The following is a 22379-nucleotide window of genomic DNA, read 5'->3' on the forward strand; positions in this document are numbered from 1 at the left end:
CCTACTGCCTCTTTCTTTCTGTCTGTGTTCGGAATGCGTTCCAAATGAACAATCCTCCAACGCCGAACGAAATGATACCAGCCATCAGAATCAATGATAGGATCTGCTCGCCAGTCTGCGGCAAACTAGCTGGTAGTCCATGCTGGTTGTTAGTCGTTGGTTTTGTATCTGTTCCGTCTCCTGCTGCAGGAACAGTAGTATTTCCTGGTACTGGATCTTTATCGAAGTCATTTGGAGTTTCACCACTTGCTGGCTGCTCTGGTGTGTCTGAATCCTCAGGGTTCTCAGGTGTCTGTTCGAGTTTGTTTGTCACCGTAACGACCACTGCTTCCACTTGAGCTTTATCAACTGCAAATGCAATCGGTTTGTCGTCTAACTGATATCCAGCAGGAGCCTTTGTTTCGATAAATTGATAGTTTCCTGGCTTCAGATCTTCGATAGTGATTTGACCATTATCATCTGTAACAAGATTTTCTTGAATTGTTTCGCCTTTGTCATTTACTAGTTTGAAAACAGCGCCTTCTAGTTTCACAGTACTATCGTCAGCATCGACTTTCTCCAGCACTGCTGTTCCTGGAGTCAGTGCGTTTACAGCCGTTACAATCGCTGCTTCTTTTTGTCCTTTTTCTACTGTCACCTCGATAGGTGTATCATCCAGTTCATAGCCGACAGGTGCCTTCGTTTCGACGAATGTGTAAGAACCTGGAGCCAGATCTTCGACAATGATGCGTCCTTCGCCGTCAGTGAGCAATTTTTCTTTGACGATATTCCCTTTGTTATCAAGCAAACGGAATTCCGCATTTGCCAGGTGAATATCCGGATTATCTTTATCCACTTTGATAAGCGACACAATGCCTGGCTGAAGTGTATTTTCCGCTGTCACTGCTAGTGGTGTTTCCTGTCCTTTTTCGATTGTGAATGTAATTGGTGTTTCATCCAGCACATAATTTTCCGGAGCTTTTGTTTCCACCAGCTGATAGTCGCCCGGCTTCAAGTCCGTGATTGTCAGCTGACCAGCCGCACTCGTTGTCAGACCTTCCTGCAATGTTTCTCCGTTGCTGTCAAGCAAACGGAATACGGCTCCTGCTAACCCTACATTTTTATCAATACTGTCCACCTTATCCAGATGAACTGCTCCTGTTGAAAGTTCATTGTCCAGCTGAATCACAGCAGTTTCTTGCTGGCTGCGTTCAATTGTCACTTGTTTCGGTGTTACATCCAAGTCATAGCCGAATGGCGCTTCTGTTTCCTTGATAATGTAATCACCAGGAACTAGATCTTTAAATAGAAGTTTTCCTTCTTTATCCGTCTTACCAGAAGCTACTTTTTCTCCCGCAGCTGTCAACAGGTCGAATGAAGCCCCCTCTAACCCAATTGTTTCATCTTCACTGTCAACTTTAGTGATTTCCAGTGATCCTTTTTTCAGATCATTCTCTGCTGTGAGTGTTACTTTTTCTGTCTGACTTCTTTCGACTGTGAACGTAATCGGCGTGCTATCTGTCAGGAAGTCAGTCGGTGCTTCTGTCTCAACGAATTGATAGCTTCCTGGTGCCAGACCGTCGATTGTGATCTTACCAGCTTCATCTGTCGTCAAATTCTTTTCGATTACATTGCCGTCCTGGTCTTGCAGTTCAAATACAGCTCCTGCAAGTTTTTCGCTATTGTCATGAGAGTTGACTTTCGTCAATTCGACACCACCTGGGATGAGTGTATTCTTTGCTGTGATGAGTAGTGGCTCTTTCTGACTCTTCGCAATCTCGAAGTCTATCGGTTTGTCATCAAGTACATAATCTGTTGGTGCTTTCGTTTCAATGAACTGGTATGCACCAGGTTTGAGATTTTCTACTACAATTCTGCCGTTTTCATCTGTTTTTAATTTCTCTTCGACAACGTTGCCTTTGCTATCCACTAGCTTGAATTCTGCATCTGCCAGAGTTATAGATTCATCCACGCTATCTTTCTTCTCTAAAACAACACTTCCAGGAATCAGCTCGTTTTCTGCATAAACAACAGCTGCTTCCTTCTGACTGCGTGTAACTTCCACATCAATCGGTGTTGCATCCAGCACGTAATTTTCCGGTGCTTTCGTTTCAATGAATTGATACTTGCCCGGTGCAAGATCTGTAACAATAATACGTCCATCCTGATCAGTGACCAAGTATTCCTGGACAGTTGTACCGGTTTCATCAACTAGCTTATATTCTGCTCCTTGAAGCGGCACATTTTCATTATCTTTATCTACTTTGATCAAAGATACAGCACCAGGTGTAAGTGTATTTTCTACTTCCACAGTCGGGATGATTTGCTGCCCCTTTTCGATTGTGAAAATGATTGGTGTGTCGTTCAACTTATAATCTGCCGGTGCTAGTGTTTCGACAAGCTGGTAATCGCCCGGTTTTAAATCTGTGATGGATAGTTCCCCGTTTTCATCGGTTGTTAAGCCTTCTCTGATCGTCTTGCCTGTTTCATCCTGCAATTCAAATACCGCACCGGCAAGACCGATCGCATTTTCTTTGCTGTCCACTTTCTTCAATAAAACAGAACCTGTTGTCAATTCGTCCACTTGCTGCACTGCAAGCAGCTGTTCTTGGCTGCGTTCTACCGTTACAGGGATTGGAGCAGCATTCAAGTCATAACCGAATGGCGCTTTTATTTCGACAATCTCATAATCACCTGGAAGCAGATCTTTGAATTGAATTTTTCCTGTCTCATCCGTTTTTCCTGTTGCAACGATGTCTCCAGATTTTGTCCGCAGCTCGTATTCTGCGCCTTCCAGTCCTTTATCCAGATTATCTTCGCCGAGTTTGGTGATCTCAACAGCGCCTCTTTTCAGTTCATTGACAGCTGTTACGGATACTGCTTTCTCCTGGCTTCGCTCGATTTCGAATGTGATTGGAGTTGCATCCAAAACAAAATGCTCTGGCGCTTTCACTTCTACAAATTGATATTTTCCTGGCGCTAGACCAGTTACAGCAATTTTGCCGTTTACATCAGTTACTAGATTTTCTTTCACAACATTACCTGACGCGTCTTTTAAAGCATATTCTGCACCTGCTAATGTTTTATCTGTATCATGTTTATTGACCTTCGTCAGTTCGACTTCACCAGGCTTCAGCGTATTCGTCTGCTGAATCACAAGCGCTTCTTTTTGGCTCTTTTCAACAGTGAATGTAACTGGCTCTGCATCAAGCTCATAATCTTTCGGTGCTTCGATTTCAATGAACTGGTACTCGCCTGGCTTCAGATTGTTGACTGTTATACGTCCATCTTTGTCCGTTACCAGTCTTTCTTCCACAACATCACCCTTACTGTTCACCAGCTTGAAGGAAGCACCTTCCAGCGTGATGCTGTGATCGACACTATCAATCTTCTCCAGCACGACGCTTCCTGGGATAAGGGTATTCGTAGCAGTGACAACAGCTGCTTCTTGCTGTCCTTTTTCCACTTTCACTTCAAGTGGCGTATCGTCCAGTTGATAATGTTCAGGTGCTTTTGTCTCCACAAAGTAGTACGTTCCCGGAGCAAGATCATCAACGACAATTCTGCCTTCCTCGTTCGTGACAAGATTTTCTTTCACAACCTCGCCATTTGCATCCTGTAGTTTGTAAGCTGCACCTGTCAAACGGAGATTCTGATCATCTTCGTCTACCTTGACCAAAGAAACTGCTCCTGGTGTAAGTGTATTTTCCGCTCTGACTAGAGCAGCTTCTGCTTGACTCCGCTCGATAGTGAATGGCAGTTTTTCACCATTCAACTCATAATTATTCGGTGCTTTTGTTTCTTGGAAATAATAGCTGCCTGGCTGCAAATCAGAAACAGTCAGCTTTCCTTCTACATCGGTTTTTAACCCTTCATGAATGAGCTCTCCATTTTCTTTATAAAGCGAAAACTCTGCATCGGCTAGAAGAGAATCATCTCTGTCATCCACTTTTGTCAGGATTACTTCTCCGGGCAATAGCTTATTGCTCATTTCACGCTCTACTTGAACCGTTGCTTCGTTGCTCTTCTCAATCGTGAAAGGTATTGGTTTCTGATCAAGTTGGTAATCCTTTGGCGCTATTGTTTCGATTAGCTGATAATCACCTGGTGCAAGCTGCTCCACAACGAGCACACCAGCTTCATTTGTTGTCAGACCTTCTCTCAATGTCTTGCCATCTGCCGTTTGAAGTTCAAACACAGCTCCTGCAAGCAATGTCTCTTTCTGATCTGCATCAACTTTTGTCAGTTGAATAGAACCAGTGACTAACTTGTTCTTGATCTTACCAAGATCTATTTCTGCTTGTTTAGCAGGATTAATTTCAAACTCATGCACTGCTGCATCCAGCTGGTAGAATTCCGGTGCTTTCGTTTCGACGATTTCATATTTACCTGGTCGTAAATCCTTTACTTCTACCAAACCATTTTCATCACTTGTGAGTCCGTCTTTCACTATTTTGCCTGCGGCATCTTTCAAGGTGAAGACTGCTCCTTGCAGTGGATTACCTGCTTCATCTGTCTTCTGCAGTTTCACACTGCCCTTTTTGACTGCATTATCTTTTGTTACAGTCGTGACAGTTGTCTGGTCCGCTTTGATTTCAAAGTAAACAGGATCTTTATTCAAATCGTATAGATCCGGTGCCTCTGTCTCAATAAAACGGTAGTTGCCAGCATCTAAATCTGTTACAGAAATCGTTCCATCTTCACTTGTCGTCAGGTTTTCCTGGATTTGTTTCCATTCCCCATCCACTTGCTGCTCTAATGCGAAAACTGCTCCTTGAAGTGTATCTCTCGTCTCGCTATCATATTTCGTCAGTTTCACATCTCGTGTGATTTCCTTGTTTTGAATAGTCGTTTTTGATTCGCCATCTACAGTTACCTTCTTTGTATCCTGGATGCCGACCACATAGCCAACTGGCGCTTTATCTTCTTTTAGAAGATAGTCGTCGTACAGCAGATTCTTGAATAACGCTTTGCCATCTTCGCCTGTTGTCACAGTCCGGATTGCAATCTTTCCTTCACTGTCATACAGCGTGAAAGTTGCGCCAGCTAATGCCTCGCCTGTAGCCGCATCCACTTTGGACACTTCCAGGCTGCCATATTCACCGGAACCAGTACCACTGCCCCCACTTTTGCGGACAACGATTGTCTTGCCTGATTCGACTGTTTCTGTTGTGATATTTTCACCCGAGAAGGTTGCTTTATTGCTAACCGACTCGCCGTTTGCAGCATTGATATACGATTGGTATTCCAGGATATAAGCGCGATCGATATCATCCAGGAAAGATAACTCAAACGTCTGACTGCCATCGTCAGCTGTAATGATATCGAGCTTATAAGCTTCTTTCGGAACTTCCTCGCCTTTTGAAAGACCGCCATTTTGCGCTACATTTGTTTCGTATAGCTTGAAGCTGTCTTCTAAAAGAATCTGGTTTGCTTGCTGTTCATCTGTTACTTTCGCTTTCGATACATGTGATTGGCCTTTATTGATGTCAATCTTCCAATTGATCACATTTCCGTTTTGAGAGCCATCTTTTACGTTGTAGCTGCCCCCATTCGAAACGGAAACCTGTGCATTCAAGTTGATGGGATCTAGACCATCACTAGTCAATGTAGCTGTGTTATCGTAACGATTTACAATCAGTTCGCCAGCCAAGCTTGTTTTGTACTCAATCCAATATGGCTTACTGTTATCTCTTAGGATATGCAACTTAAATCCAGGCTCATTCTTATCGTTCTTAACAGTTTCCACACGATAATCTGTACCTTCTTGCAGCTCTGCACCTTTTCTGACACCATTATTGCCGCCGGTCAGTTCAACTTCATATACCTTCAGTGACCCGTCGACAATGTTTTGCTTGCCTTGGATATAATCTGTCACAACAATATTATCCAAGTCTTTCAAGTCATAGTTGACTCCGACATTCCATGTGATTTCCTTTGAAACAGCATTATAGGATCCGTTTTTAAAGCCGTTGTTCACTGTATAGTTATCCGGATTGAATCCTGCTGCTGCCTCTTTGGTCTGGTCTTTGCCTGACTCATCTTTCCAATCAAGCTGGACATGGTTTCGGAACTGTTTTTGTTCTCCAAGCTGGTCATATTTGAATCCAGTAGTATAGGTGATGCGATACGGTGTCTTGATCTCGTTTTTGAACTTGACCGTAAATCCGTCTGCTGTTACAACAAGTTCATAATCATTCTTGGATACTGTTTCACCAGTAGCACGGTCTACTATCTTAAACGTATCCTCTTTCATCGTCAGTCCCTTATTCGGGTACGTGTCCGTGATGTAGACATCTGTCATCTTATGGGAATCTTTATTGAAATCAATGGTCCAGTTATTCGTTTTATCCTTATAGTTGATATTGGAGTAGCCTTTTGAGAGAACTTGCTGACTGACTCCTTGGCCCGTATCACTCTTGTTGTCTCCTACAACCACACTATTGTTGATGCGGCCATCATCCATAACGCGTCCATCTGCTTTGGTCTGGTACGTAATTTTATAAGCGTTCTGGATATCTTCGTTAAATTGTAGCTGGAATCCGCGCTTTCCATCTGCAGCAGGCTGTTCGTCCACTCTATAGTTCGTATACGGTTCAGTACCTGCTTGCTGTCCATTTTCGCCAATCGTGATTTTTTCGACTTTCAATGAGTCGCGAATCAGCACGTGACTAGCATCGAACAAGTCTTCCAATACAGCATCTTGCTGCTGGATGTTCTTTTCGTTGTAGTTATATTGAATTTCCCATGTAATAGTTTGCTTTGCAGCATCATAAGCGATACTGCGTTTCGCCAGCGGTTTACCCCGGCTGACACTGACAGAAGCTTTTGCTGACAACTCTTCTGTGTTCGAACCTGTCAGGAATGCTGTATTCTCATATCTCGTACCTTCAGCATCCGTAATATCTGTCTTGAATTCTACACGGTAAGCATCTTTAAGCTGGCCGAAATTGATCTGGAAAGGCTCCTCTTGCACTGTATAGGCAGAAGGATTTACTTCTTCCCCTTGCTTCACACTGCCATCAAGCTGGACATCCAGCTTATATACCTTAATCGAATCAGGCTGCAGCTGTTGATTCGCTTGAAGCGGGTCTTTCAGTACAGCATCTTCGATAGTCTTCAGCTGTTTGTTGAAATCAACTGTCCAAGTGATTTCTTTGGCGTTATAACCGCGATCTGTCTTTCCAGATTTATCGATTGTATTTCCAGGTTTCGGCTGGAATTTAACTGGAATGACCGCCACGTCTTCTTCTTTGATAGTAAAAATGATTTCCTGTTCGATACTTCCTTCAATTTTTTCATGCAGCTCTGTCCAGAATTGCAGCGTACCTTTTACATTGGATAGCTTGGTGATATTGTCATTGAAGGTCATGACAACCGTTCCATCCATGCTCAGTTTGTACGTTCCGACACTTTCATCACCAAACTCAAGCTGTCCGTCTACATCATTGTAGATTGCAAAATAATCCGGTAGCGAGAAAGTGAAAGTTGAACCTTCTCCATATGGATGGCCATTTTGCAGTGCCCACTCCATATCGATTGTTACTTCATCCCCTAATGAAGGATGGTTTTCCGGATTCTCGCCGGCATCGATGACGTTCCCATCTTTGTCTTTTAATACGATGTTTGAGATGATATTTTCTTCTATTTCACCTGTAAGGCGATCTTCTGCCGCTATTTCATTTTTTTCTTGTTTTACTTCATCATTTTCTTCCGCTTGTTCTGGCTCTGCTTCCTCAGCCTCTTCTTTTACAGGTTCAACTGTTTCCTCAGTCTTGTCAGCTGCAGATTCCTCCGCTGCTTTTTCTTCCACAGGCTGCTCTTCTTCTTTCACTGGTTCAGCTGGAGCCTTATCTTCTTGTTGTTCCTCCACAGGCTCTTCCTCCGGCACCGGTTCTGTATCAGCTGCTGGATTTAAAAATAGCGGAACTACCTGCTCTTTTTTTTCCACGAGGAAAGTTAAGTTGGTCTCTTGCTCCTCGCTCGCCTGAAGAGTCTCGACAACCTGCGCTGTAACCTCCAGCTCTCCACTTGCAGGTTCTTGTTCTTCATTCGTAAATTGGAAAGATAGTACCCCGTCTTTCAGTTCATATTTTCCGACTTCAGCTTCTTCTGCATTAAGCAGAGTTGTTGATTCAATCGTCGTAAAGTCAAGTTGTTCTGGTAGTGTGATCTTGTATGTATGATCTGATGTGTGCTGGTTTTTGTTCCAATTCACTTTCAGTGTTAGCTGTGCGTCTCTGTCTAAACGATTCTCAGAACTGATAGCGTTCTCTTCCATATCAGTTACTTTGATTACCGCCTCAAAAGCTTCCGAATCCGTTCCTTCTGCAAAAACTTGTGCGGTACCAAGTGAACCGGATAATACAGTTTGCATAAGCAGGATGGTAATAAGCATCATTACAGGAATCTTTCTTATCACTCTCTCGTACTCCTCTACAATTTTTTATCGGGTATCAGCCCAGACTTCCTCACTTTAGCAAAGGATTCTGAACAAAAACTGTACATTTTATCCAAAAAGAGGTGATAAAAGACCTGCAAATATTGTCGAAAGGCAAAAAATCTTCCAAATACAGGCTTATTTCCTACAACAGATTGTTATAATACTAGCTAGAAGACTCTATGCAGGAGGCTATAGTATGAAAATAATGCTCGTAGACGATGAGCCGTTAGCGCTGCAATTTCTCGAAACACAATTACATAGCATTGGAGACTTTAAGATTGTCGGTGCTTACCAGACATCGCGAGGATTGATGGAAAGAATTAAGGAGAAGAAACCTGAATTGCTGTTTTTGGACATAAAAATCGGCTCTGTAAATGGCGTCGAACTTGCAGCATCCATACAAGAAGAACATCCGAATTTACCAATTGTATTCGTTACTGGCTACCATGAATATGCCGTTCAGGCGTTTGAATTAAATGCCCTGGATTATATTGTGAAGCCAATTCAGAAAGATAGATTAAGGAAGACGATCCACCGCTTGGACACGGAAGTGCAGAAAAATGCATCTCATGCACCTATACGCATCAACTGTATGCCAACATTACAATTCCTTCAGAATGGTGAGACATTGCCTGTTCAATGGAGAACTTCCAAAGCCAAAGAGGTTTTCTGCTTTTTGCTTCATCATGCAGAGAAGCCCGTACGCAAAGATGTACTGATTGAAGAGTTCTGGGTAGAGAAAGAACCGGAGAAGGCTTTTACACAGCTGTATTCCACTATCTATGTTATCCGGAAGACATTGTCTGCATCGGTTCCCGGCTTGTCATTGAGCAGCGCCAATCAGTGCTACCAGCTTCACTTAGGAGATGCTGAAGTTGACGTTATGGAATGGCGGAATCAATTAACGCAACTGCCGGCATTGACTGAGCATTCTCTAACCAGTTATCAAAGACTCCTCCGGGAATACAAAGGAGATTATTTCTCTGCAGAAGCTTACGCTTGGGCAGAATCGGAGCAGAGACAGCTGAGAGAGAATTGGTATAAAACTGCTACACAGGTTGGTTTATATTTAGAGGAGCAGAACATCGTGGAAGATGCCATCTCGCTTTACTTGCGTATGCAATCGGATTACCCGTATATTGCGCACAGTTATACACGACTCATACATGTGTATGATATTTCTGGGGTATCCGGTCAAGTTGTGAATCAGTATGAACGCTTAAAGCAGATGCTGGAGGAAGAATTTGATATTGCTCCGGAAGCAGAACTGGTGGATTGGTACGAATCGTGGAGAGAACGGCATATGCAGGCTTGACTAGCAGGAGGACAATATGAAACGCAGCACGAAACTGATGATCATTATAGCTTTTGCAGTTGTCTTGACGTTGGGAAGAATGGTCTGGTATCAAACACAGACACCTGATGTTCAGCCTGAGGCAGCTGAAGGACAGTTGGATGCACGCCAAGTTGATTTTTCAAACAGTCATTCTATAGCACTGAATGGAGATTGGAAGCAGACAAGCAAATCTGATAATCCTCTCTATACAGAGCTTCCAAAGTATATGCAAGCAGAAGCTGCAGGTACTTATGAAATGACTATACAAGTCGGTGAGCAAGTTGACCGCTATGCTCTGTCCGTACGATCTCTTTATTCCAATTTCTCGGTATATGCCAACGATCAGCTCGTTTATCAAACAACAGACTCCGAAAAAGGGCCGGCCACTCCTGTCTCTGTTACAGATTTACGAGCAGATGAGAACGGTCAACTCAAAATCAGGCTCACGTTTGATGAATTCCACGGCAATGAGCGGGCACGGTCATTGATCAACGTGAAATTTGGCTCGTCCCAGCAGATTCAAAAGGAGACATATCAAGCAGGCTTACTCCAGTTTTTTGTTGGTGCCATCATATTTATCCACGCATTGTATGCGTTTGTACTTTATTTAATGAAACCAAAGAAAATTGGCACCTTATTCTTTTCGATAGCAGCTCTATTGGCGAGCATAGCTGTTGTGACTTCCGATTACAATACCTTGGGTTATGTGATGCCACTGAGTCACGAATGGTATGTAAGAACAGTTTATTTCAGTTATATTGGCTTAAGCTTTTTCTTTCTGCTTTTTGTTGTCTTTACCTTCACAAAAGCTGCTTCCAAATGGCCATTTAAAATTCTTTATTTCCTGTTTACAGCGTACTTGATCTATATTCTTGCAGCACCGATAGAAATCGTGCGATATGTTATTGGAATTGCTATTTCCCTATCAATAGCTTTCTCCATCATCTTTTTGATTTTATTCCGTACTGTTTTTCTTAGCGGAGAGAGAGCCTTGCCATTGTTTCTCGCTGGTGCTGCCGTTGTCTCTCATGTAGCCTGGACTATATTTGTAGGTAATCTCCCAATCTTGGAGGATACCCTGCGGGCTGCCATCAAGGCTGGCTTCTATCCTTTCGATATTACACTTGCATTAGTATGCTTCTGCAGCTTTTGGTTCCTCCGCTTTTTCCAGACGGAAGCAGAGAACAAGCAATACATCGAGGAATTGGAAACAGAGCAAAAACGAAAAGATCAATTTTTAGCGAACACATCCCATGAGCTACGCACACCTTTGCATGGGATGATGAATATGGTTCAAAGTGTACTGGAGCAAGAAGATAAGCTTAAAAATCGCAGCAGATATCAGCTCGAACTGATTCAAACAATTAGCCGGAAGATGTCTTATCTTATAAACGATCTGATTGACGTTACCCAGATGAAGTCCAATAAGGTCCGTCTCGAACCTGCTTCTATCTCCATTGAACCAATCTTGGTTGGAACAGTGGATATGCTCCGATTTATGACGGATGAGAAGAATGTAACAATACATATGCGAATGTCGGAAAGCCTTCCTTACATATATGCAGATGAACATCGAGTCACACAGATTGTGACAAATATGCTTCATAACGCGTTGAAGTTTACGCCGGAAGGGAGCATCACAATCAAGGTTTCAGCAGATGAATCGTATCTCCAAGTTAAGGTAATGGATACTGGTATCGGAATGGACTCGGATACGCAAACACGCATTTTCCTTCCTTACGAGAAAGGAAATAATTCTATTTCCGAAAGCGAGGGGATCGGTCTTGGTCTTGGTATCAGCAGACAGCTGGCCGAGATGCACGGTGGTTCTTTAACCGCAGAATCAGAACTGGGAAAAGGTTCTGTCTTTACACTCAGCTTACCACTCGCTGCGGAACAGAAGGATAAATCTATCACTGGAAATATTCCATTCACCGAGGTTGCCGCAGCGGAACAGCTCACGGAACAAGCTGTTCCAGCTGTGTCTGGTTACCGTATTCTTGCGATAGATGATGACCCCGTGAATTTAATGATTCTTAAACAAGCTCTGGAAGTGGATGGCTACCACATCAGCACAACTGCATCATCAGCCGATTTCATCCAACAACTAGACGCTGAGAAATGGGATCTACTAATCATCGATGTGATGATGCCGGAAATATCAGGTTTCCAATTGACGAAAACGATCCGCAGCCGATACAACCTTACAGAATTACCAGTTTTACTGCTTACAGCCCGCTCGCAGCCTGAAGATGTTTATGCGGGTTTCCAAGCAGGTGCCAATGAATATGTCACAAAACCGGTAGATATGATTGAAATGAAAACACGGATCAAATCTATGCTGGAGCTTAAAGGTTCGATCGAGGATCGCCTTCGTATGGAAGCAGCATGGCTGCAAGCGCAGATTCATCCACATTTTCTCTTTAATACGTTGAATACAATCGCAGCACTGAGCACGATCGATACGGACCGCATGATGCGTCTGCTTCAGGAGTTTGGCAACTACTTGCAAACTAGTTTCAATGGAAAAAATTTATCGAGCACCATTCCTATAGAAGAGGAACTGGATCTAGTACGTTCCTACTTATATATCCAGAAGGAACGATTTGGCGAAAGGCTTCAAGTGAAGTGGGATATAGACCGCGAACTGCAATTCTTTATCCCTCCCCTGACACTGCAGCCCTTAGTTGAGAATGCTGTCCTTCATGGGCTGCAGCCAAAAGAAGAGGGTGGTTCTATCCTCATTCAATTATTTAAAAAAGAAGACAATGCCATCATTCACATTAAAGATGACGGAGTTGGCATTCCGCCCGATAAACAGCGATTCTTGAATACATCTGAAGGACACACAGATAGCATCGGCATGATCAATACTCATACCCGTCTGCAAAAATTAAATGGCTGCGGGCTGCTATTATGCAGCGAAGCCGGCCTTGGGACAACTATACAGATTACAGTTCCGCTAACAGAGCTAACAGAAGGAAAGAAGAAGACCAGCACCCCTTAACTTAGGGAAGCTGGTCTTCTTCTTCATTTCAGTTTCTCCGGCAAACTATGGATGGAAGCAATCAGCGTATTCAACTTGTTTTCGATCCGGTGCATCAAATAGAAGGTGACAGCTGCCGGAAATCCAAATTCCTTTATGATCGCAAGCCATGGTTCCATCTGTTACGCCTCCTTTCTTATTAAAAAAGGAGTGCAGCTCGCAGCAGCTGCACTCCATCGGATTAAAATACTTCCTGTACGGTACGATCGACGATACGGGCAGCTTTTTTCGAGACAAGCGGTCCGCCGCTCGATGCGATGACATTCTGTGCGAGAATAACATCCATCGCCTGATTGATTGCTGTCTCGTCGAATGGCTCAACGGGCTGCTCCAAGCTGATGGTCACAGTCTTGCCTGCTTCATTTAAGAACTGCAAATCTAGCTTCTTCATGCTTTATTCCTCCTTTTTTGTCGAATTAAGATTCACGCAGGATAGAGTGGTCGTTCTTCTCCACTGCGTACAAATTACGCTGCTGCAATGGTACCAATGCATCGGCGAATGCCTGCAGCTCATCCGGTGTCGCATCGAGTCTGATGTTGTTAAAAGATTTTGTTTTGTATTTGTCTTTGCCTGTGTCCGGATCCACGCCATCGTACAATACGATGCTAAGGCGTGTTTTGTTATGGGTTGCAATGACTGCCATGTTTCTCCCCTCCTTTCACAGCTATAATCGGAACCTGCCCCGAAAAAGTGTGGAAAAAGTTTAGAAAAATATTCATGAGCACTGCCTAAGCCCAGTCACTAGCGGGAAAGGGTTGTAATATAATAGTAATTTTACGTTGTTACTGTTTCATAGTACAATTAAGGTTAGCATGTTCTGCTAACAGGTAGACTTTACCAGCAAAATTAATGAATAAACATACAGATACATCAGTAAATAAAGGAGTTTAATCATGAGAAGAAGGTCACCTTACCAACCACAGCCTCCCAGGCGAACAGTGAAGAAAAAAGTAAATAAAAAACGAATTTTGATGCTGCTCCTTATCCCCGTTTTAATCCTTGGAGCAGGCGGAGCAGCATATGCTGCTCATTTATGGACCTCCGCAGCCAGTGCCATTGAAAAAGCCCATGTCGCAGATACACGTGACAAATCAGCGTTGAGAGAAGAAGCAGTTGACCCCGTTGAGGACAATGTTTCGATTCTATTCATGGGAGTGGACGACAGTGACACACGCGATGAAGGAAATTCCCGCTCCGATGCGATGATACTTGCTACTTTCAATAAGAAAGAACATAGCGTCGATCTTTTAAGCATCCCGCGTGACTCATACGTGTACGTACCTGAAGTCGATCGCCAAACGAAAATCACCCATGCACACGCTTATGGCGGTGCCCAGGCTAGCGTGGAGACGGTTGAAAACTTCCTTAACGTACCAGTCGACTATTATGCAGAAATCAACTTTAATGCCTTCATGGATATCATCGATACACTAGGTGGTATTGATGTAGAAGTTCCATACGAGCTGTATGAACAGAACTCGAAGGATCAGAAAGATGCTATTCATTTAGAAGAAGGAATGCAGGAGCTTAATGGCGAAGAAGCACTAGCCCTTGCACGTACCCGACATTACGATAACGATATCGAACGCGGTAAACGCCAGCAGGAAATCATCAAGGCAATGATCACAAAAGCATCATCCGCTGGATCAGTATTTAAATATGATGCATTAATTCAGGATGTAGGCGACAACCTAAGCACAAGTCTTACATTCGATCAGATTAAGAGCTTCATCTCCTATGGTACAAGCAATGACCTGAAGATTAACACATTGAACCTTGATGGCACCGGCGGTAAGCTATCTGACGGTATTTGGTATTACCAAGTTGATCCAACTTCTCTGGCAGATATCCAAAAGCAGCTTCGTGAGCATCTTGATCTGTCTCAGGAAGTAGATACAGATAGTGTGGAAACCGATGGCAGCGGTGTTTATGATGATAGTACAGGTACAACTGACAGTACTGAAACAACTGATTCCACTGGTACTACAAGCAGCGGAACAGGAGAAACTGGTACAACTGACAGCAGTACCGGAACTACTGGAGGAACTGGTTCTACCGATACTAGTGACTCAACGACAGGTGGAAGTACCGGGACTTCAAGCTATGATACAGGCGGCTCTAGTACAGACACCAACTCTACAAGTGGTACAACATATGAAGATACAACAGAGACCACGACAAATGACAGCACTTCTGTTGATTCGACAGGAAGTACTATAACACCATAAACAAAACAAAACTGCCACCCCTCTTCCGGGTGGCAGTTCCTTTTGTCATATCATGGTTCATCATTGTAAAGGTAGTGTAAATTAAAATTGTTTTCTATTGTTGTTGCTAGTATAATTTAAGGGGTCTGAATAAAAAAGAACATCCTAGCAGGAAGGACTTTCTCATGAAATCAGCAATTACTGTTCTTAAGGAACAATTCAAGCATTTTAATCTCATTCGACGTATTTCGCTTTATGAACTAAGGAATAACAATAATGCTAACTATCTTGGATTGGCGTGGGAGATTCTGAATCCACTCATTCAGATATCGATCTACTGGTTCGTTTTCGGTTTTCTTATATCTGGCGGAGAAGGAAGGTTCGCGGAAAACCCATCAGGCGGGGATCGGATTCCATTCCTCCCGTGGCTTGTATGCGGTTTGATTGTTTGGATGTTTTTCCAGCCAGCTGCAACGCAAGGATCTAAATCAATCTATACGCGCTTGCGACTGTTGGCAAAAATGAATTTCCCGATGAGTGTCATTCCGAACATCACAATCTTTTCTAAGTTTTACCCGCATTTGATATTAGTAGCACTCACACTTATCCTTATGCAATTCATTGGATATCCAATTAGCATTTACACAATCCAGTTACCATATTTCATCTTTGCTACGTTTGCTTTTACGTATGCATTCGTATTATTGATGACGACTTTAACAACGCTCATTCGTGATATACAATTGCTCTTACAAGCAACCTTACGTATGGTACTCTATTTAACGCCAATTCTATGGGTTTCCAACAGTTTAGGAAATGTACTTGGAGGTAAACTCGTATTGCTGATGAAATTGAATCCCCTATTCTATCTTGTTGAGGGATATCGTGCAGCTATATTAGGCCAGCACGGCTGGTATTTAGTCAGCTCCTGGGAATACACACTATACTTCTGGTTTATTACGATTGTACTGTTCGTAATTGGAGCAGCTTTGCATATGCGTTTCCGCAGACACTTTATCGACTTTCTGTAAACGAAAGGGATTTTTATGGATAAATCAATTATTGTTGAAAACGTTAGTAAAAAATATAAATTATATAGTAAGAGCTCAGACCGTATTAAAGACATTATCTTCCCTAAGTCATATGGGGAAGATTTCTACGCCTTGCATGATGTGGATTTTACCGCCTACAAAGGAGATGTCGTTGGTTTTGTAGGGATAAATGGTTCTGGTAAGTCTACGTTATCCAATATTATCGCTGGGATAGTGCCTGAAACAAAAGGAACTGTCACTCTAAATGGGGATGCCGCTCTCATTGCGGTGTCTGCTGGCTTAAAAAATGATCTGACAGGCAGACAGAACATAGAACTTAAATGTTTGATGCTAGGTCTGAATAACAAGCAGATTCAAGAACTTGAACCTAAGATCATCGAATTTGCCGAACTAGAGAAGTTTATTGATCAGCCTGTAAAAACGTATTCCAGTGGTATGAAATCACGGTTGGGCTTTGCGATTTCTGTTAATATCGATCCAGAGATTCTTATCATCGATGAAGCTTTATCTGTCGGAGATAAAGCTTTCGCAGAAAAAAGTCTGAACAAGATGCATGAATTCAAAGACCGTGGCAAAACAATGATTTTTGTCAGCCATTCCATCGGCCAAATGAAGAAATTCTGCGACAAGATTTTATGGCTGGAATTCGGACGAGTGCGAGAGTACGGCTCTGTAAAAGAAGTTATCCCGAAATATGAGAGCTTCCTGGATGAGTACAAAAAGATGTCCAAGCAAGAAAAAAATGAATACAGGGAACGAGTAACAAACTCCTGACAATGCAAAAAAGACAGCCGAGAGGCTGTCTTTTTTATCTTCGAATTAGAATACGGAACATAAATTCGAATGCTTTTAAAATACGTTTCCAGCGGAAGGGCTGTTTAATCAAACGATATAGCCATTCCAAATTCAATTTTATCCAAGGTCTTGGCGCTCTCTTCATTTCTCCAGCAAGTATATCAAATACTCCTCCCACGCCCATGAAGACACCTTTATTGAACAAAGGCAGACTTGCCGCAATAAAGTTCTCCTGTCGAGGAAAGCCCATTGCAACGAAGATAAGATCCGGTTTAGCAACAGCGACCTTCTGTGCCACTTCAGCATCATTAGTAAAGTATCCATGATGCTGACCTGCAACCTTTATACCAGGATACTGTGCTTTTACTTTAGCTACAGCACGATCGTTCACTTCCTGCTTTGCACCAAGAAAATAACAGCTTAATTGATTTTTTTCCGCGTAAGCCAGCAGCTTGAACATCAGATCAAAACCTGTCACTCGCTCTTTTATCGGGTTGCCTTGAATCTTAGATGCAATCACGATACCAGTTCCATCAGGTATAATAAAATCTGCTTGTTTGACACTATTTTTGTATACGTCATCGATTCTTGTCTGCATCACTATTTCTGGATTAGCAGTTACTATATATGTTTTATTTTCTTTATTTATACGAGGATAGATATGTTCCTTTAACAGTTCTTTTTGTGTTAGATTGCTAAAAGGAATATCCATAACGGTCACATAATCTATTTTAGACACAATATACAACCTTTCAATGGTTCAACCATTTATATAGACCCACTAATTATGCCATGAATCCACCCTTTATACAATCTTAATAATAAATTAACAAATAGCCTTTATCTTTACATTTAGGCTTACATATCAGACTATGATATAGTTAAACAGTAAAAGCTAGAGATAATTATGTGTGAAAAGAGGGTTACTATGGAAGAGATTAAGACTCCGCCATTATCACGCGAAGAATTCGAGCGTAAAAATAAGATAATCTATAACGAAAAAGGCTATTTCCTAAAAAACAAGAAGTCCTTTTTCCGTAAACCAGCGAAAAATACTGTAACTGTCGTTACACCTGTGTACAATGCCGAGGCATTTATCGAAAAAACAATTGATTCCGTATTGAATCAAACGCATAAAACCATTGAGTACATCCTCGTCGATGATGGCTCAACTGATCGATCTCGCGAGATTTTGCTGGACTATGCCAATAAAAATAGCAGCATAACAGCTGTGTTCTTAAAGGAGAATACGGGTACTCCTGCTCATCCGCGTAATTTAGGGATTGAACTATCTACTACAGACTACATCACTTTCTTAGATGCAGACGACTGGTTTGAACCAGATGCAATAGAGACGATGTTCAATATATTAGAAGAAACGAACGATGACTATATCGTTGGTAAGACATTGGAAGTAGGCAGTAAAGGAATGAAAATTGTTGGTGAGCATGAATCTGTGGCAGAACGCAGAAGTATTTCACCTTATACAATCCCGCATATCTTTCAGCATTTAGGACCTCGTGCGCGGATGGTTCGTACATCGGTAATCAAAGAAAACAATATCAAGTATCCTAAAATGAAATTTGCTGAAGACAAGCAATTCTTCATTGATGTATTAGTAAACAGCAAAACAATTTCAACTACGAGGAAGGTTCTGTATTACCTCAATCGCGCAGATGAAAACGATGCTTCTTTGACGAAACAGACAGATGTTATGGAGAAGATGGATTGCAACCTTGCAGTCATACACCACGTCAGAGCAATGAATCTGGATACTGATAAAGAGAAAATGATATTGAATCGTCTCTATGAGTTCGATTCAATTACAAGGTTATTCAATCGCTGGCACTTCCTTAAAAGCGAAGATAAACAGCCTTACTTCGATAAATTCGATGAGGTTTTAGCTACAGCGAAAGATCTGCAATATAATATGGCAGATAATTTCTTCCATCCAATCAATAAATTCGCCTATGAACTCTTTATTCAAGGAAAGTATGACCAGTTGGAAAAACTCTATCGATGGGATAAAAAAGAAAAGATTAAGGATTATGTAGTGGAAGACGATGGTATGCCTTATATGATTTGCAAAAAACTTGAAAAGTCTCCTACACTTATCCGTGTCCCTATGCTGGCAACATTCAAATACGGTGAGCAGGTTGGCGATCATTATCTGTTGAGCCTCCGAATTTATGGAGACTTCCTAGAGAATGTATCAGAATTGCTTATACGAAGCAGAAAAGATGTAACAGACGAGACCACAGTGCCTCTAAAACGAATTAACGAACATGAATTCCATGCTGAATTAAGCTTCTCTCAGCTAGAACAGTTCAGCAAAGGAAGCTACGGTATCTTTGTCCGCTACAATGAATACCAAAAGATTAACATCTCTAAAGAAGATGAAGTCAAATTCAATGATCGTCTCTATAAGTTCTATACTACGGTCAACTCCAACCTTGGCTTGTCTATTGAATCTTAAAGAAGAAGACCTTCTGCAAATATGCAGAAGGTCTTCTTTTATTTAAATACTTGCTGAACAACTCGCTCAGATGCTTTTCCATCCTCTAAATAACAGAACTTTTGATAGAACGCTTCAAACGCTTCTGTAGGCTGGTAGCCGTATGTGTCTATATTCTTCACTTCATTGATTATCTGCTCCGTATGTTTAAACAGTGGCCCTGGCGCCGTTTCTTCGAAGTCGAAATAGAATCCTCGCAGATTATCCCGGTAATCATCCAAATCATATACAAAGAACATCATAGGGCGTCGTAAGTTAGCATAATCAAAGAATACAGAAGAGTAATCTGTAATAAGCATGTCTGCCATCAAATAGAGCTCTCTAATGTCTTCATGTTTAGAAAAATCATATGCGAACCCTTCGTAATGCGATAGATCCAGATTCTCTGCAACAAGGTAGTGCAATCTTAAAACAACAACATACTCGTCCCCTAATTCTTCCCTCATGCGCTTCAAATCCAATTCCAAATCGAATTTGTATTTACCCTTTTGGTAGAACTGATTGTCACGCCATGTCGGAGCATAGAGAATGATCTTCTTATTTTCTGAAATACCGCAGTTCTTCTTTAGAAGAGCAATGTTTTCAGGAGTGTTATGTGTATAAAGAAAATCATTCCTTGGATATCCTGTTTCCAGCATCGTTTTATCGAAACCAAAAGCCCGAGCAAAGATTTCACTGGAGTAATTATTAGGAGACACAAGATAATCCCATTTTGATGCTTCGTAAAGGAAATTACGTTTATAAGAATTTGTATTGGTGCCTGGCATATGGACCTCATCCATATCCGCAGCCAAACGCTTCAAAGGAGTTCCATGCCATGTTTGTAAGTACGTTGTATGCTCTGGCTTAGGGATCCATAAAGGCAAACGGCTGTTTGATACCCAATAACGAGCACGTGTCATTAAAAATAGCCAACGGACGGAAAAACGACGTACATAAGGAACGCCTTTTCCTTCAAAATAAGGTACTGCACGACGATCTGAGCTCCAGTATAACTTATACTGCGGCATATTCTCCTGCATGTATTCATAAATAGCACGCGGATTATCACTATATTGCTTGCCTAGGAAACTTTCGAATATCACTAGTTTCTTGTCTACTGGAAGAATGCTGCCCAGCAGTTTGAATACGCTCTTATAGCTGTTTTTCAAAAACCTGCCTCGCCTAATGCTAACCCATTTCCTTTTCATTCGTGATGCTGTTTCACGGATGAAAAAGTATTCAGAAGTATTAACAGATAAATACTTGGATTTCTTAGTTAGTTTCGTGAGAATCTTGAATTTCTTTCCGCCTTTATTTAGCTTTGCAATAGCGGGAAGCGTACGATCTTTCTTAAGATGGCGCATGCGAATACTTCTGATAGTCTTGATTTCACCATTATCAGAATAAGTTAATTCAAGATAGAATTTGAAGTATTTTTTATTATTCAAATCAATTTGGGAAGCAACGTCAAATGAACCCTCGAAACCAGAATGCTGCAATAACGCATTTCCATTATATAAATCTGCCAAGTCCATCCGCTCTCTTATTTCAAGCGGTAGGACAAGCTCTTCATTTTCATCCAAGTTATTCGTTACGATGAGCTTCAGTTCCTTCAGTTCATATCGGTCATTCCGATATAGCGGCGCATAATTAAAAGATCCCGAAAAATGAAGCTGCCCAGTCTTTTTCAAATGTATCTCTTCCAAGTTAGCAAAGAACACGTAGTCATTGACCCGGAAAGAAATATTTCCTTTTCCCGTACGATATGGATAAAACACCTTTTCAGTACCCGGGATAAAATAACTATGGAATTGAAGATGTTCTGGTTTATTCGCGATTCTTGCACGTTTTACTTGCTCTTCATTAATTCTTTCTATATAAAGGTCCCAAATATCCCCTTCAGTTAGCAGCTGATTGTGCAGAGCAGGCTCCACTTGAACTTTACATACGGTATAGTCATCTATCGTATGATCCTCATTAAATGTTAAATAAAGTTCTTCTTCAGAGTACCGATTAATTAATAAGAATCGATACGTTTCATAATCAGCAATGTAACTAGCTCGCAACGGGATTTCCAAGGTATATACATCTTGTTCAAAATGTATAGCCACGGCTCTCCTGTTTCTAAGGCTGATGTTTTCCATGCAGTACTTTCTCCTCTCGACTAGCAAATCCATTCCTTATTATAAATTTCATATGTAGGTAATTCAACAATGCTTTTGTAAAGTTCTTTACATATCCTTTGTATTAAGAATGGCGGAATTAGTTCTAACCTAGCTTGTTTCATATTGGGTCAATTATACATTTTCATGACCAAATATAGGAAACATAGGCATTTTTGCTCGCATATTCGACATTTCACGCATATATTTGCATTCTATTATAATAGCAGACTTGAAATTTAATTAAAATGTAAATATAATGTTAATCAGGTGTAAATGTTATGAGGTATAATTTACACTGTGACAATGAAGATGCAGACAACTTTTATATATGAAAAACCAAACTACAAAAGGAAATGAGGCACAACAATGAAGAAAGTAATTACGTACGGTACATTTGATTTGTTGCACTGGGGCCATGTGAATTTACTTCGCCGCGCGAAAGAAATGGGCGATTATCTGATTGTGGCAATTTCTTCTGATGAATTCAACAAGCTGAAGGACAAGAAGTCTTATCACAGCTTTGAAAACCGCAAAATGATCCTTGAAGCGATTCGTTATGTGGATGAAGTAATCGCAGAAGAGAACTGGGATCAGAAAGTCCACGACGTTGTGGACCATAATGTTGATGTATTCGTCATGGGCAGTGACTGGGAAGGTAAATTCGACTTCTTGAAAGACCATTGTGAAGTTGTTTACCTGCCACGTACAGTTGGTATCTCTACTTCTAAGATCAAAGACGATCTTTTAGAAGTGGATAATGGTTAGAGAATTAGCTATTTCTCTCTATCTAGCGTTCTTCAAAACGCTATTCATATGTTTCAAGCTATTTCCCCAAAAGAACAAAACCACCTTGGTTTC

General features: G+C 41.6%; 13 protein-coding genes. 7 read left to right on the plus strand and 6 right to left on the minus strand.

What is annotated here, in order from left to right; all coding sequences use genetic code 11:
- Position 1: 1 nt before the first annotated feature.
- The gene (locus CHH48_RS10545) at positions 2-8401 is read right to left on the minus strand and encodes a SpaA isopeptide-forming pilin-related protein (RefSeq protein ID WP_095219386.1); all 8400 of its coding nucleotides are present in this window, start codon (positions 8399-8401) and stop codon (positions 2-4) included.
- A 217-nt stretch (positions 8402-8618) separates the two neighbouring features.
- On the opposite strand from CHH48_RS10545, the gene CHH48_RS10550 reads away from it, so the two are divergent.
- Complete coding sequence (locus CHH48_RS10550) at positions 8619-9737, plus strand: response regulator (RefSeq protein ID WP_095219385.1); 1119 nt, start codon at positions 8619-8621, stop codon at positions 9735-9737.
- Positions 9738-9753: 16 nt separating this feature from the next.
- Complete coding sequence (locus CHH48_RS10555; RefSeq protein WP_095219384.1) at positions 9754-12765, plus strand: ATP-binding protein; 3012 nt, start codon at positions 9754-9756, stop codon at positions 12763-12765.
- Positions 12766-12788: 23 nt separating this feature from the next.
- Here CHH48_RS10555 and CHH48_RS10560 read toward each other — a convergent pair whose 3' ends face one another.
- The 3 genes from CHH48_RS10560 to CHH48_RS10570 form a co-directional block, all read right to left on the minus strand.
- A complete protein-coding gene (locus CHH48_RS10560; protein WP_077307232.1) occupies positions 12789-12923 on the minus strand; it encodes a YvrJ family protein in 135 nt (44 codons plus the stop codon).
- A 62-nt stretch (positions 12924-12985) separates the two neighbouring features.
- A complete protein-coding gene (locus tag CHH48_RS10565; RefSeq protein WP_095219383.1) occupies positions 12986-13195 on the minus strand; it encodes a DUF2922 domain-containing protein in 210 nt (69 codons plus the stop codon).
- Positions 13196-13220: 25 nt separating this feature from the next.
- Positions 13221-13448 carry a DUF1659 domain-containing protein gene (locus CHH48_RS10570; RefSeq protein WP_093880544.1) on the minus strand — a complete coding sequence of 76 codons (228 nt, stop codon included), beginning with the start codon at positions 13446-13448 and terminating at the stop codon, positions 13221-13223.
- 250 nt (positions 13449-13698) lie between these two features.
- On the opposite strand from CHH48_RS10570, the gene CHH48_RS10575 reads away from it, so the two are divergent.
- The 3 genes from CHH48_RS10575 to tagH all read left to right on the plus strand — a co-directional run bounded on the left by CHH48_RS10575 (position 13699) and on the right by tagH (position 16838).
- A complete protein-coding gene (locus CHH48_RS10575; protein WP_095219382.1) occupies positions 13699-15033 on the plus strand; it encodes an LCP family protein in 1335 nt (444 codons plus the stop codon).
- 164 nt (positions 15034-15197) lie between these two features.
- A complete protein-coding gene (locus CHH48_RS10580; RefSeq protein ID WP_095219381.1) occupies positions 15198-16043 on the plus strand; it encodes an ABC transporter permease in 846 nt (281 codons plus the stop codon).
- A gap of 15 nt (positions 16044-16058) precedes the next feature.
- Positions 16059-16838 (plus strand): teichoic acids export ABC transporter ATP-binding subunit TagH, encoded by a 780-nt coding sequence (gene tagH, locus CHH48_RS10585; protein ID WP_095219380.1) that lies wholly within the window; start codon positions 16059-16061, stop codon positions 16836-16838.
- Positions 16839-16872: 34 nt separating this feature from the next.
- Here tagH and CHH48_RS10590 read toward each other — a convergent pair whose 3' ends face one another.
- Positions 16873-17598 (minus strand): WecB/TagA/CpsF family glycosyltransferase, encoded by a 726-nt coding sequence (locus CHH48_RS10590; RefSeq protein WP_342747547.1) that lies wholly within the window; start codon positions 17596-17598, stop codon positions 16873-16875.
- Positions 17599-17787: 189 nt separating this feature from the next.
- On the opposite strand from CHH48_RS10590, the gene CHH48_RS10595 reads away from it, so the two are divergent.
- Positions 17788-19335 (plus strand): glycosyltransferase family 2 protein, encoded by a 1548-nt coding sequence (locus CHH48_RS10595; protein WP_095219379.1) that lies wholly within the window; start codon positions 17788-17790, stop codon positions 19333-19335.
- A 38-nt stretch (positions 19336-19373) separates the two neighbouring features.
- On the opposite strand, the gene CHH48_RS10600 is transcribed toward CHH48_RS10595, so the two are convergent.
- A complete protein-coding gene (locus tag CHH48_RS10600; RefSeq protein ID WP_176466433.1) occupies positions 19374-21500 on the minus strand; it encodes a CDP-glycerol glycerophosphotransferase family protein in 2127 nt (708 codons plus the stop codon).
- A gap of 387 nt (positions 21501-21887) precedes the next feature.
- Here CHH48_RS10600 and tagD point away from each other — a divergent pair, with 387 nt between their 5' ends.
- Complete coding sequence (gene tagD / locus CHH48_RS10605; protein WP_038564171.1) at positions 21888-22286, plus strand: glycerol-3-phosphate cytidylyltransferase; 399 nt, start codon at positions 21888-21890, stop codon at positions 22284-22286.
- Positions 22287-22379: the final 93 nt, after the last annotated feature.

This window comes from Terribacillus saccharophilus (genome assembly GCF_002272075.1).
GTDB classification, from domain to species: Bacteria; Bacillota; Bacilli; order Bacillales; family Amphibacillaceae; genus Terribacillus; species Terribacillus saccharophilus_A.

What these genes read in the sequence shown, in the direction of transcription:
- CHH48_RS10550 (WP_095219385.1), top strand. Translation starts at nt 8,619, where the DNA reads ATGAAAATAATGCTCGTAGACGATGAGCCGTTAGCGCTGCAATTTCTC.
- CHH48_RS10555 (WP_095219384.1), top strand. Translation starts at nt 9,754, where the DNA reads ATGAAACGCAGCACGAAACTGATGATCATTATAGCTTTTGCAGTTGTC.
- CHH48_RS10560 (WP_077307232.1), bottom strand. Translation starts at nt 12,923, where the DNA reads ATGGAACCATGGCTTGCGATCATAAAGGAATTTGGATTTCCGGCAGCT.
- CHH48_RS10565 (WP_095219383.1), bottom strand. Translation starts at nt 13,195, where the DNA reads ATGAAGAAGCTAGATTTGCAGTTCTTAAATGAAGCAGGCAAGACTGTG.
- CHH48_RS10570 (WP_093880544.1), bottom strand. Translation starts at nt 13,448, where the DNA reads ATGGCAGTCATTGCAACCCATAACAAAACACGCCTTAGCATCGTATTG.
- CHH48_RS10575 (WP_095219382.1), top strand. Translation starts at nt 13,699, where the DNA reads ATGAGAAGAAGGTCACCTTACCAACCACAGCCTCCCAGGCGAACAGTG.
- CHH48_RS10580 (WP_095219381.1), top strand. Translation starts at nt 15,198, where the DNA reads ATGAAATCAGCAATTACTGTTCTTAAGGAACAATTCAAGCATTTTAAT.
- tagH (WP_095219380.1), top strand. Translation starts at nt 16,059, where the DNA reads ATGGATAAATCAATTATTGTTGAAAACGTTAGTAAAAAATATAAATTA.
- CHH48_RS10595 (WP_095219379.1), top strand. Translation starts at nt 17,788, where the DNA reads ATGGAAGAGATTAAGACTCCGCCATTATCACGCGAAGAATTCGAGCGT.
- CHH48_RS10600 (WP_176466433.1), bottom strand. Translation starts at nt 21,500, where the DNA reads ATGGAAAACATCAGCCTTAGAAACAGGAGAGCCGTGGCTATACATTTT.
- tagD (WP_038564171.1), top strand. Translation starts at nt 21,888, where the DNA reads ATGAAGAAAGTAATTACGTACGGTACATTTGATTTGTTGCACTGGGGC.